Raw genomic sequence first — 16,864 nt, 5'->3', positions numbered from 1 at the left:
TGAACGGAGAAAGTGACTTAGTCTGTCGACAGAACTTGTCCGAATATTTTGGCATTGATTTTAAAGGAACAGCAAAAAAATCCGGCTGATTTTATAGTCGATATGAGGAGGTCACGATAATCAACCAACGCCTGACGATATGTTTCATATATGGCTGAGTTTGACTTCCTATCTGTCTTTGAGATAAAAATCAACTAGTTTTTTATCGATTACAGGTATATGCCTAACCGGGACAGCTCCGTGTCAATTAGCGTTTCCCATCCCCTGTTGGCTTTGGGGTTTGCCGGGCTCGGATGTGTGATGCGGCCAATGGGAATGCCGAGTCCGGCCAGCGCTCTTGCGGCCCGTTGTTCGGCAAACGCCCCGATTCCGATAACATATTCGGGAGAGATGACCTGGATGGTCCGGCGCAGTGCGCGGTCACAGATGTCGATCACTTTGGCCCGCTCAACGATACGAAGTGAATTCGGGGTTTTGTTTCGGCCGCTTGCTTCGATGAAAAGCAGGGGGCAGTAATTGAGGACTAAAAACCGGGCAAAGAACCGGTCAGGGCGGTTAAATTTTTTTTGTGCCCAGCCCCACAACCGTTTTCCGCTGATTTCGGAGCGGTGGCAGGAAAAGCCGGTTACCGGCCGTTTGGGATGGATGTGTTTCGGAGATCCAACGGCAGCTTCAATTTTCAGCCAGTCTCTGACTGCGTTGACCTCGCCGAAAGGGATGCCTGTCTGGGCCATTCCCCAGGGGCCCGGATTCATTCCGATGAAAACAGCTTCCTTTGGAGGCGTTGCAAAGCGTTTCAGATAGAGGCGATAGGGCTCTCTGGCATATTCAAGCGGGTTGTACACATGTGAGACCGGAGGGGTAAACGCCAGGGTGTTGAGTTCGGCAATCAAATCATCGGTGATGGTGTTCAGTTCGTTGAGACACATCGTGTTTAACCCGGTATTTTTATTGTTTTGGATGAGTGAAAAACGCAAGCGCACTGGCGTGCGGTAAATGTTGTTGCGTCTGGCGCAGAAAATGTGGAAAGCAGTGCCACCGGACGCTACCATAACAGTCGGCAGGGTTGTTCGCAAGAATTAAGATGCACGTGTGGCATGAACGGTGTGTGAGAAGTTCAAATCGGGTGTACGCCTGTTTTTTCAATTACTTTATGGTATGCTTATAATGGCTTGAAACAGATGGCTGTCGTCAGATGGTTTTTCTTTTGATTTTTTCAATAAAAACTGATATTTCGACCTGATATCGATAACGCTTTGAACGGGTGAATTTTCCGGCATGATATGAACGGCTTGCAGAGGGTGTAATGAAAATACTCCTGGTTGAAGATGAAGAAAGTATACGGTTTTTTATTTCTTACTACTTCAGGAAAAAAGGCCAGTCCATCGTTGCCGTAAACGATGCGGAAAGCGCTTTGGGCTTTGTGTGCAGGGAGATCTGGGATGTCGTGATTTGCGATTATGACCTTCCGCGAATGAATGGGATTGATTTTTTAAGGAAAGTCAGCCGGACACAACCCGGGAGTGTTAAAATCCTCATTTCGGGATATTCAGAAGCCGAGCTGGGGTATGACTCCGACGAAGCGGGGATCGATAAAATGATTCGGAAGCCTTTTAATGCAAAGGAGCTGGTAGATTGTATCAAGGCGCTGAAATGAGGCCTGATGGCCGGATGTTATTTTTTTGATTCGAGAATGTTTTCCACTTCATTGAGCATATCGTATATCCGTGAAAGTTCTTTAGAGAAGGCATGGCCCAATCGTTGGCGCAATACGCTGTCTCTGAATCCGGTCAGCTGTCGCGCAAACCAGATGAACGGATAAGTTTTTTCATCGATGGTGCGTTTTTCCGCATACAAGTCGTCCATTTTGTCCAGCAGTTCGGTAAATTCGGGGGAAAAATCCGCCAGCATTCTCATAGTAGTTCTCATTTTCCTCAGTCATTAGATCAAATCTGAGATGCTGCCCGGCATAAAGAGGCGTTATAACAGGTTTCATACTATTGTTTATTCAAGATCAGGGTTAAACATGGATTTTTGAAAAATTATGTCCGTTCGTTGAAAAAAGCCATGACACATTGGATGTGCGTCGTCATGGCGTCAAGGGCCCCCGGGGGTCATGCCGTTTGATGGCGTTGAAAATGTCGATGTGATGAGCCAGGCTTTTTTCAAGACATTCCAGATCCGTGTCCACGGCTCTGCGTGCCGCCCAGGCAGCGGCATTGCATTCAAGCCCCAGACGAACCTCAAGCAGATCTTTGAGGCTGACATCGCCGGGCATGAGTTTTTCCCCGGCCTTGAGCTGACCGCGGAAAATCAGCTCCCGGAGCTGATCAAATACCTGGTCGGCAACCAGTTTGGGTTTAATTGGATTCAGAGACAGTGTCATGATGTTTCAACATCTCCGCATAGATTTCTATGGGGTGCTTGACGGCGATCCGGTCCCCTGCCTGAGACAGCATATCTGAGATCTGGAGCATGCAGGCCGGGCATCCGGTTGCCACAACCGACGCACCGGTTGCCGAGATGCTATCCCGTTTTCGTTTTCCGATCGATGATGACAGGCCGTAATAGAGCAGGTTAAAGCTTCCTCCCATGCCGCAGCAACGGTCCGATTCGGACATCTCTTTCAGACAGTAATCGGGATTGGCCTGAATCAGCTGCCTGGGCTCGGACGATACCCCCAGAGATTTTTTTAAATGACACGGATCGTGGTACGTGAGGATCTGAGGATTCCGGGATGAATCATCGGCAGCACGCTCAAGTTTTAACTGGGTTACCATAAACTGGTTGATATCCAAAGTTTTTTCTGCAATCAGCGCAATTTTTTTACGAATATCGTCACTGTCCTGATTCGCCATTTTGGGCCACAGGTTTTTGATCGTCGATGTGCAGGTGGCGCATGCGGTAACCAGATAATCGAATTTCTCGGGGTCGAACCGCTCAAGATTGTGACGCACCAGTTTGTTGAACGTGGCGGTATCTCCGGAAGACAGGGCGGGAATCCCGCAGCATCCCTCGTCTCTGGCGATATAGACCCCGACCCCGTGATGGTTGAATACTTCCAGGGCGGCTTGGCCGATATGGGGAAAAATCTTGTCAATCAGACAGCCGACAAAAAAGGCGATTTTAATACCCGATGAACCGGGGGCCGTATCCAGCGCCGGTATGCTCCGGTGAAACGGGGTATCTGAAAGTGCTTTGAAGTGCCGGTCTCCCAACGGCGATACAAACCGGCTGCACGATGTCCCTGTCAGATCATCGACCGGTCTGGTAAATATGTGTTGAAATTTTGCGCCCCATTCCATCAGGTGATCAAACCGTTCGGGGTGGGCCAGCATGCCTCTCAGGATCATTTTCTTGGCAGCGGAAAGTCCCATGAAGCCGGTCAGAATGGCGCGGGCCTTCAGAAAAATCTCTATCACGTTGACACCGCTGGGACAGTTGGCGCTACAGCTTCCGCAAAGCAGACATTTGTTCAGGCGGTCGTTCACGCCCTTGGGGTTCTCGAACATTTTTTTCATCAGTCCGTCCAGCAGCGCGAGCTTTCCGCGGGCCACATCCGATTCAAGGCCGGTTTCCGCAAACAGGGGGCAGACGCCCTGGCACATCCCGCAGCGCATGCACACGGAAAGGCTGTCTTCCAGTTCTTTCATCAGTCTGGTGAGCTCTATCATACGATTCATATGGGTTATCCTTCCAATGGTTATCCAATAATTTTTCCGGGATTGAGAATGCCTTCAGGATCCAGTGCCTTTCGGATTTTTCGTGAACAGGTTATCGTGGCGGCCGTGGTTTCTTTTTCCATAAATCCGGATTTGGCAATTCCGATGCCGTGTTCACCCGATAAGGGGCCGCCCAGCTTCAGGGCGTTGTGAAAAATATCCTCAATAGCGGCTTTCACCCGTTTCCATTCGGTTCTGTCCCGGCGATCGGTCAGTATGGTGGGGTGAAGGTTCCCGTCTCCCGCATGGGTGTAATCCTCGACGGCCCGGATGGTGAAATTGCCCATGAATTCGAGGGTTGCCGGAATGATACGGATGGCGACAATACCGGCAACGGTTTCCGATGCATCCGCCATGCTGTCAGAGATGGCGACCATGGACTTTCTGCTCTGCGGCGGCGGGATAAGCTTGAGAATGATGCCGCTGAACACGCCCGATGTGCCTTCAGAGCCTGTCACCAGTCCGGCCAGATTGTATCCGGTTGCACACTTTACGGTTCTGGAACCGGTTTTTACGATCTCTCCGCCTGTGTCGAAAAATTCAAGTCGCATCGCACAATCCCGGGTCACTCCGTATTTGAGCCCCCTGAGTCCGCCCGCGTTTTCCGCTACATTGCCCCCGATAGTTGATACGGCCTGACTGCCGGGGTCCGGGGGGATAAAAGAGCCCTTTTTTTTCGGCGGCTGCAGCCAGTTTTGCCGTGATCACCCCGGGTTCGACTACGGCATACATGTCATCGGCATTGATATCAAGGATTCGATTGAGCGCATGGGTCAGTACCACCACAGCGTTTTGTGCCGGAATGGTGCCGCCGCTCAGGTTCGTGCCGGCCCCGCGGATCGTAACGGGCAGCCGGTTCTCATTGCACAGCCGGATGACGTTTCCCAGCGTCCCGCAGGTGACGGGTCGTACCTCCAGAGAGGGTACAACGGATTCCAGTACGGCAGCATCGTAAGAGTAAGTCACTCTGTCGGTATATTCAAGAAGGATATTTTCTGAACCGGCGAGGGGTGAAAATTCTTTGATCAGTACGTTGTTCATGATCTGATCGGACGTGCCTCCCCTGCTCCGGCTTCTGACCGGATCGGCTACCGGCCAGCTGATCACCACCTATGTGAACATGGTTACCTCTCCCCGGAAAAACGGGGAAAAGGCCGGTCCCGCGGTTTGCAAAAAAGAGCCGGCATGAACTGGCTCAAAAGGAAGGAATAGCAGATGAATAAGACAGACCGGGATCGAATTTTCTCAAATCTGGTTTCAGCGCTCGGAGACGGCGCCAGTGAGATTTCCGAAGCGGCCCCTGTTCCGGTGAAAGTCCTGGGACAGGACGAAAAGATCAAACAGCTTACGCACCTGCTGGAGGCGGTTCGTTCGGAAGTGTATTGGGTGCGGGCCGATACCTGGATGGATCAGTTCAAACAGATTCTGGTTAAAAAGGGGGTAAAGAGCCTCCTGTATGCCCCCTGGACCGGGCGGGATTGAACTGACGCTTGCCTTTGGCGTTCATGGTCCCAGACAGCTGCTCGTACGGGTGGTGGCGTTGGAATGACAATCTTTCTCAAAGGGGGTACGGGCTATAGCCGCCGCCTGTCGTCCCGGATAACCAGCAGACGCATATTCATGGCCATTTCATGAAGTAATCAAAACCAGACCCGGTTAGGAGTTCAAGTCGTTAAACTAATGCGGTCCGTGCCCGCAACCCGATTTCCATGGAATTGCCGTTACAAAAAACGCTTTAATTTTCTACCGTCCGTTCGCTTCGCTTTCTTGAGGCACAGAGCTCGCAGAGACCAAAACCGCTGTTTCGAGGCTCTGCGTTCTTCGCGTCTCGAGCGAAGCGGGCGGTAACTATAACGGGAAAAATTTTGTTTTTTTTGACAGCGTTTGAGGGATAAGACACCAATTGCAAAAACAGGACTACCCCTGCGATTGTAAAAAAAGGCGCTCATGATTTAATATACAGGGCAACGGGGGTTGATCTCTCCGGGAGGTGAAGATGATAAAGCTCAGGTCGTATGTCAAGCGCAGGCGTTTGGGTTGACGAAATTAAAGACTTGAAGGCGGTTCCTGTTCCGGATGAAATGATTGCCCGTCTATTCGATAATACGAGTGAGCGTTGATGCCGAAACGATCGTAAGATGCTTTTTCAGTTCAGGCAGACTTTCCCGGAGAACGGTGTAGGTTATGGAATGGGGATGAGCAATAGCGACGGCCGTACCGTTTTTCTGCGCGATATGAATCAGTTGATTGATTTGATTGCGGATGAAAGTCGCATCCTGTTTGTGATCCAGAAATACGTCTCTCTGGGCAAACGGAATCTGGAGCAGTCGTGCCGATGGATTGCAAAGTGAAAGCGACGTGGTACGGCTGTCAATAAAATACAGGTTCTGCTTTTTCAGTATCGTAAAAATCTGGTACATTTGAGTCGATACAGAAGTCATTTTAGATCCCATATGATTATTAACACCTTTGATTCCGTTTACGGCATGAATATCCTTGAGGAGCTGGTCGATGAGTTCATCCGGATTCATAGAAGTCAGAAGTGCTCCCGGGCCCGGATCAATCCGCGGATATTCGGTCGGTTCCATGGGCAGGTGAAGCATTATTTCCGTGCCTTTCGCATGGGCGGAACGAACAATACCCTTTTGAAACGGGCTGAATGGCAATATGGAGATCGTTAACGGGATATCAAGTTTTAGAAACTTTTCCGCGATGGCTTTGTCATAACCGATATCGTCTATAATAATGGCAACTTGAGGTTTCATTGAAACGCGTGACGGCTTGGATTCGGGTATGAGATTATTCGGACGTGCGTTATCCTGTGGATAGATTTTATATGCCGGAGGCTGGGGCGTTTTATGCGCCTGATGGATCGGTGCAGCCGGAGAAGTCTGCGGTGCAGGGCGCTTGGGAGAGGGCGCCTGCCGGATAAAATGACGGATCGCGATGGCAGATACAGCCACAACAAGGATTAGAATCCCTATCGCCATCATAATCTGTTTTATCTGATCGGTGAATGATCTCGAGACTGACGGGGAATCGCGTTTTTTGGATTTTTTCTTTTGGATTTTTTTTGCCATGGGTAATCCATGCAACACGTGACTGATTCGGTTGCCCGCCGGAAAAATTGCCGGATCACTTCCGGCAGGCAACCGGGATTGAAGCGTATGATGAATCAGTTGTTCATATGTTTCAATATGTCATAACTTTTCAATATTTCAAGCGCTCTTATGACCTGATTGTCCGTCTGAAGGTTCTCAACATCGATCGGTCCGTTTCGGAATTGATGTCCGGGGCCGGGCGTTTTTGGGTCTGCGTCGTCTTCCGGAGTGGTTTCCGGGGGCTTTTCGCTCTTTTTTTCGGGCTTGATGACTTCAAGATGATTTTTTAAATCCTTTTCCTTCAGCATGTGTGCTTCGGTGTCTGATGAATCAGCCTCGTCTTTGTCCAGGACGCGATTTTTTACTGTAATGTCCGGCGTGATTCCCTGTGCCTGGATGGACCGCCCGCTGGGGGTATAGTATCTGGCAACGGTTAATTTCAGCCCGTAGCCGTCCCGAAGGGTTTCAACGGTTTGTACCGATCCTTTACCAAATGAGGTGGTTCCCAGAATCAGGGCACGGTGATTGTCCTGCAGCGCGCCGGCAACGATTTCGGATGCGCTGGCACTGCCGCCGTTAATCAGTATGACAATCGGATAGGTTCTTCTGTCGGTGTCCGGATGGGCCCTGAAAATTTTTGTATTACGATTATCCCGGCCTTTGATGGAGACCACAATGCCATCTTCAAGGAATAAATCCGACACCTTGATGGATTGATCCAGCAGTCCGCCCGGATTGTCGCGAAGATCCAGAATAAGACCTTTTAAGGGGGGCGCTTCGGATTCCATCTGCATGAGGGCGTTTTCAAGATCCTCAGTGGTGTTGTCCCTGAAATTAGTAATCCAGATGTATCCGTATCCGGGCTCTATCATTTTGGCTCTGACGCTCTCGATGGGTATCAGATCACGAACGAGCTTAAATTCCAAGGGCTTCTGCTCGCCTTCTCGGACAATGGTAATTACGACACTTGTGCCTTTCGGCCCTCGCATTTTCTTCACGGCTTCCCACAGCATCATGTCCTTGGTGGGGGTATCGTCTACCTTTATGATAATGTCGCCGGCTTTTATTCCCTCACGGTATGCCGGTGTGCCTTCAATGGGTGAAATAACCGTCAGCACTCCTTTTTGCAGGGTGATGACAATCCCAATCCCGCCGAACTCGCCGTGAGTATCAAACCGGAGTTCATCGAACGCTTCTGGCGGCAGAAATGATGAATGCGGATCCAGGCTGGTTACCATGCCCTGAATCGCTTTTTGAATCAGGTCCCTGCTTTCCACATCATCGACGTAGTTTTTTTCGATGATGTCGATGACATCCGAAAACAGTTTTAATCCTTTATACGTTTCTTCATTATTTGCGGACGAATCATGAAAAAAACCGGTTCCCACCGTCCAGAAAATAACGGCGATGGTCATGACCAGCCACAGCCTGGTATGGCGCTGTTTTTTATATGTCATTGTCGGTTAGCCCCCCCTATGTGTTGAAAAAAATGGCGGATATGGTCCTTTGTTTATTTTGCGGTTTGTCCGGATATGAATAAACCTTATGGCGGTGAGGTGCAGAGTCGTTTCCGGATTGCTCCGATTGTCATTGATGGTTAAGGGCGTTTGCAAAAATAATTTCACATTATAAGCGCCGGTGCATCCTGCGGCGCTGAGTTGAAAAAGCTCGGAATATGCCGGATTGTGAGGTTTCGTGTCCTGCCGGCCGGCCGTTTCACAACTTAAAATTGTGAACAGGATGTTCAATGCTTTTTCATGGCCCTGATCAATGATGGGCGCTGGTTATCTCCGGAAAATCTTCATGGCGGATCCATTTCAGAGGATCCAAGGCTTTCCCGTGATGGCGAATTTCAAAATATAACTTCGCTCCGTCGATAGAACCGGAATCACCAACTGTTGCGATCACTTCCCCGGCGTCCACCCGGTCGCCAGTGGCTTTAAACATTTCTTCAGTATGCGCATAAACGGTATAATAATGATCCCCATGATCAATTACGATCATATTACCATAATTTTTAAGCCAGCTGGAATAAATAATTCGACCGGCGCTTACAGCGGTAACCGGTTCGCCTCTTTCAGCCTGTATATCAATTCCGGATCGGAAAAGGTTGCTGTTTAATGACGAATGTTTATACGGTCCGAACAAATTTTTGTTTTTACCCCTTACGGGTGTTTTAAGCAACCCCCTAAAAGAGGAAAACCGATCAATTGAAGGGGTGTTCTGTTGAACCGACGTGTTGAAGGACTCAATTATCTGCTCAAGTTTCAATGCTGCCTGCTTTCGCGATTCGACCGCCGCCAGTTCCAGAGACCTCCGGGTTTTGATTTCAGATAAAATATCTTCCCGCCGAGCTTTTTCCCGGCTCAGTGTCTCCAGCCGGCAGTTATATTCTTTCTGCATTATCAGCTCGTTTTTTTTTCCTGATTCAAGTTCAAGTAAAAAATTTGCAAAATTTTTCTTATCAGCAATCAGTTTGGTCCTGATCCGGTCGTCATGGGTGAGAATACGTTTCATGTATGTTTTCTGCTGAAAAAGCGTCGTAAGGTTGCCGGTCGCAGCCAGTGCATTCATGCTGCCCAGGCGGGTGATGGCGTACAGGGCTTTCAATCGGTTGGATGCATAGCGCTCGTTGTCCGTGATTTGCTGTTTCAGTGCCTGGCAGATGGTTTCGGTTTCGTTGATCCGTTGTCCGATGTTTTGGATTTTTTTGTCGATGTCTCGGAGCTGATTTCGGGTATCAGCAAGCGTAAGCTCAATTTTGTTCAGATTTTGAATCATATCGGATTCCGTTTGGGTATACGAACGAATTTTTTCTTTTGAGGCGCTGATCTGCTGATGGAGACTGTCAGCCTTCTGCCTGAGCGCGGCAGGATCCCGGGGGAATTTTTCCACCTCTGAAATATTTACATACCGTTTCCGGTTAATGATATAGCCAATCGTATCTCCATCGGTGACTTTGATCCATTCATCGTCGGGTGAAGACAGGACCGTCAGGGAGGTGCCTTTTTCCAGGACACTGAGAGGTGTTGCTGTGGTTCCGGGCCCTGTCCGAAGCGTCAGTCGGTCTGCTGAAATAACGGCCGTCAATTTTTTCTCTTCCCCGAAGGTGCGCATGGGCATCAGGCTCAGTGCCATGACCGTTGCGATGAAGACTATGCGTTTAAAAACTGTTTCAGTGAAAAATAACACCCCAGCCATCCTGCACCCATGCTGCCCGTAAATATGGCAATGATATGGTTCAATGGTAGAAAGCGGATATGGAAAAGACCTGCGGACAAGTTGCTGTCGATCTGGCCCGTCAAGTATCCATATACGGCGTACAAGGCGCAAACCCCTAAAACGGCTCCCCCCGCGCCATGGATAACGGCCTGAATATAAAAAGGGGTTTTGATGAACCGGTCTGTGGCCCCGACCAATCGCATGATTTCTATTTCCCCGGCTTTGGAATAAAGCCCCAGGCGCATGGTGTTGGCTACGATAAATGCGGCGGCCATAAAAAAAAGACCCCCCATGGCATAACCGGCCAGACGCACCAGATGAAATACATGAAATACTCGTTCGATCCACTCCCTCCCGTATTCAACTTTTTCCACCGGATCAAAGGATTCGATTAATGTTGCGATGGTTTCCACCGGATGATCCGATTGTAATGCGTCGCTGATGTGAATTTCGAAAGCATCGGGCAAAGGGTTTTCAGTTAAACCGTCAAAAAAAGACGCCTGATGAATCATCTGCTCTTTCATCTGTACAAGCGCTGCTTCTTTAGATATGAACCGCACGGAATTCACCCCTCCAATGGCTTCAATTGAACTCTGCGCAGCGCTGATATTCGCCTCGGTTACGGCCGGTTTTAAATAAACCATCATGTGAAATCCCTGTTTCCATGAATTCATGAACCCCTGTGCATTGACGGAAAACAGGGTGAACGCGCTGATGATCAGAATGGAAAATGCAATCGTGGTAACGGTGATGGCGTTAAGAAAGGGATTTTGAATCATGTCACGGAAGGCCCGTTTTATAAACAGAATCATCATGTGCCGCTTTCAGAAATTCATGTGCTGAATACATCCGTTGTTGAGTTGAATTTCCCGCCCGCCGGTTTTACGGATCAGCCCCTTGTCGTGAGTTGAAATAATTACAGTGGCCCCGCGCATATGAAACCGGTGTAACAGATCCATTATCATATCGGCTGATTCACAATCCAGACTCCCGGTAGGCTCATCGGCAAGGATGATCTGGGGATTTCCGGCAACGGCTCTGGCAACGGCTACTTTTTGCTGCTCTCCGCCCGAGAGGTATGGGGGGTAGGCATAATGCCTGTCTTCCATGCCGATAATCCTCAGGAGAGTGGTTACTTTTTTACGTATTAAACGGTTGTTGGTCTCGCCGGAGGCTTCAAGAACCAATGCGATGTTTTCAAATACGGTTTTCGTCGGTATCAGCTGATAATTTTGAAAAATAATTCCGAATTTGCGTCTGAGAAAGGGGATCCGTTTCCGGGAAATTCTGGACAGGTTTATTCCGTCAACCAAAATCTGGCCTTCGGAGGTCGGCTCCCCGAGATAGAGCAGTTTTAGAAGGGTGGATTTTCCGGCGCCACTGGGGCCGCTGATAAAAAAAAGTTCATTTTTCGCTATGTCCAGGGAGATATCCATCAAGACGTGTTTTGATCCATACCGTTTGTGGACATGAAACATACGGATAATGGAACTGAGGTCGCTGCCGGTTGTCATGGTCATAGTTTCCATTGTCTGATGATGCAGAATTTGGCGTCGCTCCGGGTGCCTGGCGAATTTACTGGCGGGCATAAGCTGTTTGTGCCCCAAGTAATAAAAACTTATCCCGATAGGGTGCAAAAGTCAAGGAAGCTGAAAATTCATGGCATTATGGGCAATGTTTCAGCGATTGGCCGCAAGTCGTTTACCGTGTTGGCGATTTATTTTTCACCATTTTGTTTATGCAACGACGGGGTTTATTTTGGTTTGACCCTGTTACGTATAGCTGTTATACATCGGTTGAGTTCAGGGAGGGCTGGCAACAGTTTTTCCTGCTTAAGCCTCCACGGGTTCCCAAAATGCTTCTTCCATCCATGTGGAGGCTTTTTTATATGATTAGACGGCTAAAATCAACAGATTGTTAACTCCGGTTCGGGGAAGATGCATGTTCACTGGTTATCAACTGCCTTTCGTTCCGGGTACACCGTCATCTCCTCCTTGTGTTTGATGTGTTAACCTTTGAAGCCAGCCGTATGGCAGATTCTGGTGATGGAAATGACAACAGAAGGTAATATGAAACAGCGCATGAAAGAAGAATTGATTAGTATCCTCTGCAAAAAATCGTTTAAATACAGCCCGGATTCCATATTTAAACTGGTTTCCGGGAAGACGAGTTGTTTTTACGTAAACTGTAAACCGACCACATTAAGTCCAAGAGGAATGTATCTGGTGGGGCATCTGGTCTTTGATTCCATTGCACATTTGCACGTTGACGGTGTGGGCGGCCTTACGTTTGGTGCCGATCCGATTGCCATTGCGACGGCCTTTGCATCGGAGTTGAACGGCAAGCCGGTCAACGCGTTTTCCATACGAAAAGATCGGAAGGATCACGGAATTTCCAAATGGATTGAAGGCGACATGCTGCCGGGCCAGCGGGCGGTTATTATCGACGATGTTGCAACGACCGGGGGATCCACCATCAAGGCGATCGAGCGGGCACGATCAGAAGGCATAGACGTTGTCAAGGCGGTGATACTGGTGGACCGTCAGGAAGGTGGCATCGAAAATATCCGTCACCATGTGGATGATGTCACTGCGATAATCACTAAAGATGATTTGATCCGGCACTGCAAATAGAAGCAAACCGGTTAAGCTACCGTGTCGAAATTATAACTTAACCGGTTTATCAGTCAACGATATATGTGGCACAGGCATCCTCGGATTCCCAGGTGGCTACACGGCTGACACGAATGGATGGATCATCGATGGCCTTCTGAAGCGTTTGGGCGATATATTGCGAGATGATTTCCGAAGACGGATTTTTTTCCTGAAAGTAATTCAGCTCATTGAGAAATTTATGATCGAGCTGTTCCATGATCGATGAGACATGCTTTTTGAGTTGTCCAAAATCGATCAGTACACCGGCCGAATTCAGCGTTTTACCGGTTATATATACCTCGACTTTCCAGTTATGCCCATGAAGATTTTCGCATTTTTTTGATACCATTTTCAGCTGATGGGCCGCGGCAAAATGGGTAACGACTTTTAATTCAAACATGTAAAGCGGTTTTTCCTTTCGTAGTCAAAGCGATCAGTCGCTATTTGGCCGCTTTTGCCGGCTGGGTGTGGAGAATATTTTTTAACTTGGTGGACAGTTTTTTCGATTCAAGCTTCGCAAATTCTTTCAGCAGAGCTTCCTGCTTTTTATTCAGGTTGGTCGGCGTTTTAATCATGATCTGAATAATCTGATCGCCACATTTTTCATTTCTAAGGGAAGGAATGCCTTCGCCGGTAAAATGAAAAAGGTCTCCGGGTTGTGTCCCTTTCGGAATTTCGAGCTGCTTTTCACCTTTAAGGGTGGGTACGGCGATGCTGTCTCCCAGAGCTGCCTGAACAAAGGAAATCGGTATCTGGCAGATGACATCGGTATCGCGACGGTGAAAAAAATCATGCGGCTCAACATGGATGAATACATACAGATCCCCATGGGCTCCGCCATACACCCCCGCTTCACCCTCTCCGGACAGGCGAAGCCGTGATCCGGAATCAACCCCTGCCGGAATTTTTACGCTGACTTTTTTGGTGCGTTTTACCTGGCCGCGTCCTTTGCAGGTTTTGCAGGGATGGGAGATGGCCTGGCCATTTCCGTGGCACTGCGGACATGTGGTCCGGACGGTAAAAAATCCCTGCGAGCGGGACACCTGGCCCGTCCCTTTGCAATATGAACATGTTTCAGGCTTTGTGCCCGGCTCACAGCCGCTGCCGTGGCAGTCCGGGCATGCTTCCATTTTTTCAATATCCAGATCGGTTTCGGTGCCAAAGGCGGCATCCATAAAGCTGAGTGCCAGATCGTAGCGCAAATCAGCTCCTTGTTGCGCCCGGCTTCTCGGTCGTTTTCCCGAACTGAATCCAAAAACATCTTCAAAAATGTCCCCAAAGCTTGAAAATATATCCTCAAAACCTCCGAATCCGGAAAAGCCGGAACCCTCGAGTCCCTGATGGCCATATTGATCATAGAGTCTTCGCTTCTGCGGGTCTCTGAGTGCATCATAAGCCTCGGCGGCTTCCTTGAAATTTTCTTCCGCCTCCTTGTTGCCCGGATTCCGGTCCGGATGATGTTTCAGTGCAAGCTTGCGGTAAGCCGCCTTTAATTCAGGGTCTGAGGCATTTTGGCTCACACCGAGAATTTCGTAATAGTCGCGTTTGGTAGCCATTTAACTCCCTGCTTCATTGTTCATGCATATTGCTATGACAGGTTTGATGTGATAATAAAATAAAAATCTTTTCTAAACATCTTAAACAGTTGAATGCCGGTCCGGTCCGTTTTGATGCAGCCGGTTCCGGGCAATAGTCAAAACCAACTCAATATTGCAATTTAATACAAAAATCAGGGTTGTCAATGAAGAATGTGGAATTGCCTTTTATAAAAGATATGTTTGATACCATAGCGCCGACCTACGACTTTCTAAATCGGTTGCTGAGCTTGAGGCAGGATGTGTACTGGAGGAAAAAACTGGTATCTTCTCTGGCGCTTCCCGATGGGGCATGTGTGCTGGACGTTGCCTGCGGCACAGGGGATGTGATGATGGAGATTGCAAGGCAGAGGCAAAATGCATGGGTTGTCGGTGTGGATTTTGCATCGAACATGCTCGAGCTGGCCGGGAAAAAAATTTATCCTTCCGTTTCGGCCGGTCTGGCGGCAGCCAATGCGCTGCATCTTCCGTTTGGAAGCCGTACGTTCGATGCCGTCACCATAGCGTTCGGCATCCGGAATATCGGGGATAAACTTACAGCTCTCCAAGAATTTTATTCGTGTTTGAAGCCGGGCGGATGTCTGGGGGTGCTTGAGCTGGCGACCCCTGAAAACCGCCTGTTGCTGTCCGCTTATCTGACGTATTTTCAAAAAATTCTTCCGGCTATCGGTGGTTTTTTTTCCAGACAGATCAAGGCCTACCGGTATCTGCCCGAATCGGTTGTGAATTTTCCCAAACCTGCTGTCTTTGCCGGCCTGATGCGTCAGGCCGGCTTTATGCACATTCGCTGGCAACCCATGACGATGGGTATTGTCAATCTGTATATCGGCTACAAGGCCTGAGGCGAATGTGTCCGTTATCCTAAAAATGCCCTTCGAATTATCGTGTCTTTTTTCCACCATTTATCGTCCCGTTCCGGATATTCGATGGTGTAATGAAGTCCGCGGCTTTCTTTTCTGTGCATGGCGCATTTTATGATCAATTCGGAGACAATGGCAATATTTCTCAACTCGATCAGATCTGCTGAAATTTTAATGTCCCAGTAGTATTCCTCGATTTCTTTTTGAATGTTTTCTATACGCCGCTTTGCTCTGTCCAGACGTTTGTTGGATCGAACGATGCCAACGTAATTCCACATGAATCTGCGGATTTCATCCCAGTTATGAGATACCATGATGGCTTCATCGCTCTGGGTGGTTCCGGTTTCGTCCCAGGGCGGCGCCTTTATAGGTGTTTCAAAATCCATGGTAGATATGTCTTTGACCGATTGTTTGAAAGCCGTGTCCGCATAAACCAGAGCTTCGATCAGGGAGTTGCTGGCCAGTCGGTTGGCCCCGTGAAGACCGGTGCATGCAGTTTCTCCGATTGCGTAAAGTCTCCGGATGTCCGTGCGGCCGTGAATATCCGTTGTGATTCCTCCACACATATAGTGAGCGGCAGGCACGACGGGAATCGGATCTTTTGTCATGTCTATGCCAAAGGAGAGACATTTTTTGTAAAGGTTTGGAAAACGACGTTTGATAAATTCAGAATTCTGATGGGAAATATCCAGGAAAACCGAATCATCCCCGCTTTTTTTCATTTCCGTATCAATGGCGCGGGCAACTTTGTCCCGGCACGCCAGATCCTTCATGACGGGCTCATATTTTTCCATGAACGCGTGTCCAGCTGAATCGATCAGGATTGCGCCTTCTCCCCGGACCGCTTCAGAAATCAGAAAGTTCTTTGCGTCCGGGTGAAACAGACAGGTCGGGTGAAACTGGACAAATTCAAGGTTGGCGACCGAAGCTCCGGCTCTGTAGCCCATTGCGATACCATCGCCGGTGGCTATATCCGGGTTGCTGGTGTATAAATACACTTTGCCGGCTCCTCCCGTGGCAAGCAATGTGATTTTTGATGTGAAGGTATGAACTTTATCCGTTGTTCGGTCAAGAACGTAGGCGCCGCCACAAAATCCCTTGAGTGTCGTAGTCACCATTCCGCGGTTCAGGCGGGTGGAGTAGGTAATCAGGTCGATGGCGATATGATTGTTATAGACGGTTATGTTTTTATTCCGCTGAACCTGATCAGCTAAAACGCTTGCAACCGCAAGACCGGTCATGTCCTGAGCATGAACAATGCGTTTATGAGAATGGCCTCCTTCCCGTCCAAGGTCCAGAGACGGTGATCCGGAGTCATTTTCCTGGGTTTCGCTCAGGTTGAAGTTGACCCCCATGGCAATCAGTTCCCGGATTCTTTCCGGTCCCTGTTTGACAACCATTTCAACGACTTCATTTTTGCAGAGTCCTGCTCCGGATTCGTGCGTATCATGGATGTGATTGTCAAATGAATCCAGGCTGCTGAAGACAGAGGCAATTCCTCCCTGAGCCTGTGTGCTGTTACTGTCCATGAGCTCTTTTTTTGTGATCAGGACAACTGTACCGAAATCGGCCGCTTTTAAAGCAAAGGAAAGTCCTGCAACGCCACTGCCGATAACTAGAAAATCACTTTGTATCTCCATAAAAGATCTCTTTCATGTAATCAATTAGATTGATCAGCGCCTGACCGGGATTCCGATAATTTTTTCAGAT

18 protein-coding genes are annotated in these 16,864 nt (G+C 48.8%); 4 read left to right on the top strand and 14 right to left on the bottom strand.

Annotation, left to right across the window (positions count from 1 at the left end; translation table 11 throughout):
- Window positions 1–209: 209 nt before the first annotated feature.
- On the bottom strand, window positions 210–929 hold the full coding sequence (locus PHQ97_01560; protein ID MDD4391419.1) for a single-stranded DNA-binding protein: 720 nt from the start codon (window positions 927–929) through the stop codon (window positions 210–212).
- A 377-nt stretch (window positions 930–1,306) separates the two neighbouring features.
- Here PHQ97_01560 and PHQ97_01555 point away from each other — a divergent pair, with 377 nt between their 5' ends.
- On the top strand, window positions 1,307–1,657 hold the full coding sequence (locus PHQ97_01555) for a response regulator (GenBank protein MDD4391418.1): 351 nt from the start codon (window positions 1,307–1,309) through the stop codon (window positions 1,655–1,657).
- 17 nt (window positions 1,658–1,674) lie between these two features.
- On the opposite strand, the gene PHQ97_01550 is transcribed toward PHQ97_01555, so the two are convergent.
- From PHQ97_01550 to PHQ97_01530, 5 genes are all read right to left on the bottom strand, one after another.
- Window positions 1,675–1,917, bottom strand: coding sequence for a hypothetical protein (locus PHQ97_01550; GenBank protein MDD4391417.1), 243 nt, complete (start codon window positions 1,915–1,917; stop codon window positions 1,675–1,677).
- 172 nt (window positions 1,918–2,089) lie between these two features.
- Window positions 2,090–2,386, bottom strand: coding sequence for a hypothetical protein (locus PHQ97_01545; protein ID MDD4391416.1), 297 nt, complete (start codon window positions 2,384–2,386; stop codon window positions 2,090–2,092).
- Window positions 2,361–3,683: a (Fe-S)-binding protein gene (locus PHQ97_01540; GenBank protein ID MDD4391415.1), complete on the bottom strand. Its 1,323-nt coding sequence runs from the start codon at window positions 3,681–3,683 to the stop codon at window positions 2,361–2,363. The genes PHQ97_01545 and PHQ97_01540 overlap by 26 nt, the downstream gene beginning before the upstream one ends.
- A 20-nt stretch (window positions 3,684–3,703) precedes the next feature.
- A complete protein-coding gene (locus PHQ97_01535) occupies window positions 3,704–4,345 on the bottom strand; it encodes an FAD-linked oxidase C-terminal domain-containing protein (protein MDD4391414.1) in 642 nt (213 codons plus the stop codon).
- Window positions 4,263–4,832 carry an FAD-binding oxidoreductase gene (locus PHQ97_01530; protein MDD4391413.1) on the bottom strand — a complete coding sequence of 190 codons (570 nt, stop codon included), beginning with the start codon at window positions 4,830–4,832 and terminating at the stop codon, window positions 4,263–4,265. The genes PHQ97_01535 and PHQ97_01530 overlap by 83 nt, the downstream gene beginning before the upstream one ends.
- 105 nt (window positions 4,833–4,937) lie before the next feature.
- On the opposite strand from PHQ97_01530, the gene PHQ97_01525 reads away from it, so the two are divergent.
- Window positions 4,938–5,204, top strand: coding sequence for a hypothetical protein (locus PHQ97_01525; GenBank protein ID MDD4391412.1), 267 nt, complete (start codon window positions 4,938–4,940; stop codon window positions 5,202–5,204).
- A 611-nt stretch (window positions 5,205–5,815) separates the two neighbouring features.
- On the opposite strand, the gene PHQ97_01520 is transcribed toward PHQ97_01525, so the two are convergent.
- From PHQ97_01520 to PHQ97_01500, 5 genes are all read right to left on the bottom strand, one after another.
- Window positions 5,816–6,802, bottom strand: a complete 987-nt coding sequence (locus PHQ97_01520) for a divergent polysaccharide deacetylase family protein (GenBank protein MDD4391411.1) — start codon at window positions 6,800–6,802, stop codon at window positions 5,816–5,818.
- 95 nt (window positions 6,803–6,897) lie between these two features.
- Window positions 6,898–8,280, bottom strand: coding sequence for a S41 family peptidase (locus tag PHQ97_01515; protein ID MDD4391410.1), 1,383 nt, complete (start codon window positions 8,278–8,280; stop codon window positions 6,898–6,900).
- Window positions 8,281–8,590: 310 nt separating this feature from the next.
- Complete coding sequence (locus PHQ97_01510; protein MDD4391409.1) at window positions 8,591–10,015, bottom strand: peptidoglycan DD-metalloendopeptidase family protein; 1,425 nt, start codon at window positions 10,013–10,015, stop codon at window positions 8,591–8,593.
- Window positions 9,979–10,860 (bottom strand): permease-like cell division protein FtsX, encoded by an 882-nt coding sequence (ftsX, locus tag PHQ97_01505; protein MDD4391408.1) that lies wholly within the window; start codon window positions 10,858–10,860, stop codon window positions 9,979–9,981. Before ftsX ends, PHQ97_01510 begins: the two co-directional genes overlap by 37 nt.
- Before the next feature lie 9 nt (window positions 10,861–10,869).
- Window positions 10,870–11,559: an ATP-binding cassette domain-containing protein gene (locus tag PHQ97_01500; protein MDD4391407.1), complete on the bottom strand. Its 690-nt coding sequence runs from the start codon at window positions 11,557–11,559 to the stop codon at window positions 10,870–10,872.
- 537 nt (window positions 11,560–12,096) lie between these two features.
- Between PHQ97_01500 and pyrE the strand changes: the two genes are divergently transcribed.
- Window positions 12,097–12,678, top strand: a complete 582-nt coding sequence (gene pyrE, locus PHQ97_01495) for an orotate phosphoribosyltransferase (protein MDD4391406.1) — start codon at window positions 12,097–12,099, stop codon at window positions 12,676–12,678.
- Window positions 12,679–12,727: 49 nt separating this feature from the next.
- Here the strand turns inward: pyrE and queD are convergent, their stop codons facing one another.
- Complete coding sequence (gene queD, locus PHQ97_01490; protein ID MDD4391405.1) at window positions 12,728–13,099, bottom strand: 6-carboxytetrahydropterin synthase QueD; 372 nt, start codon at window positions 13,097–13,099, stop codon at window positions 12,728–12,730.
- A 40-nt stretch (window positions 13,100–13,139) separates the two neighbouring features.
- Window positions 13,140–14,255 (bottom strand): molecular chaperone DnaJ, encoded by a 1,116-nt coding sequence (gene dnaJ / locus PHQ97_01485; protein ID MDD4391404.1) that lies wholly within the window; start codon window positions 14,253–14,255, stop codon window positions 13,140–13,142.
- 185 nt (window positions 14,256–14,440) lie between these two features.
- Here dnaJ and ubiE point away from each other — a divergent pair, with 185 nt between their 5' ends.
- Window positions 14,441–15,136 carry a bifunctional demethylmenaquinone methyltransferase/2-methoxy-6-polyprenyl-1,4-benzoquinol methylase UbiE gene (gene ubiE / locus PHQ97_01480; GenBank protein MDD4391403.1) on the top strand — a complete coding sequence of 232 codons (696 nt, stop codon included), beginning with the start codon at window positions 14,441–14,443 and terminating at the stop codon, window positions 15,134–15,136.
- 14 nt (window positions 15,137–15,150) lie between these two features.
- On the opposite strand, the gene nadB is transcribed toward ubiE, so the two are convergent.
- A complete protein-coding gene (gene nadB, locus PHQ97_01475) occupies window positions 15,151–16,794 on the bottom strand; it encodes an L-aspartate oxidase (protein ID MDD4391402.1) in 1,644 nt (547 codons plus the stop codon).
- Window positions 16,795–16,864: the final 70 nt, after the last annotated feature.

It is taken from the genome of Desulfobacterales bacterium (genome assembly GCA_028704555.1).
GTDB lineage: Bacteria > Desulfobacterota > Desulfobacteria > Desulfobacterales > JAQWFD01 > JAQWFD01.
The sequence above is the reverse complement of the archived record's forward strand: the minus strand, read 5'-3'. Positions and strand labels throughout refer to the sequence as shown.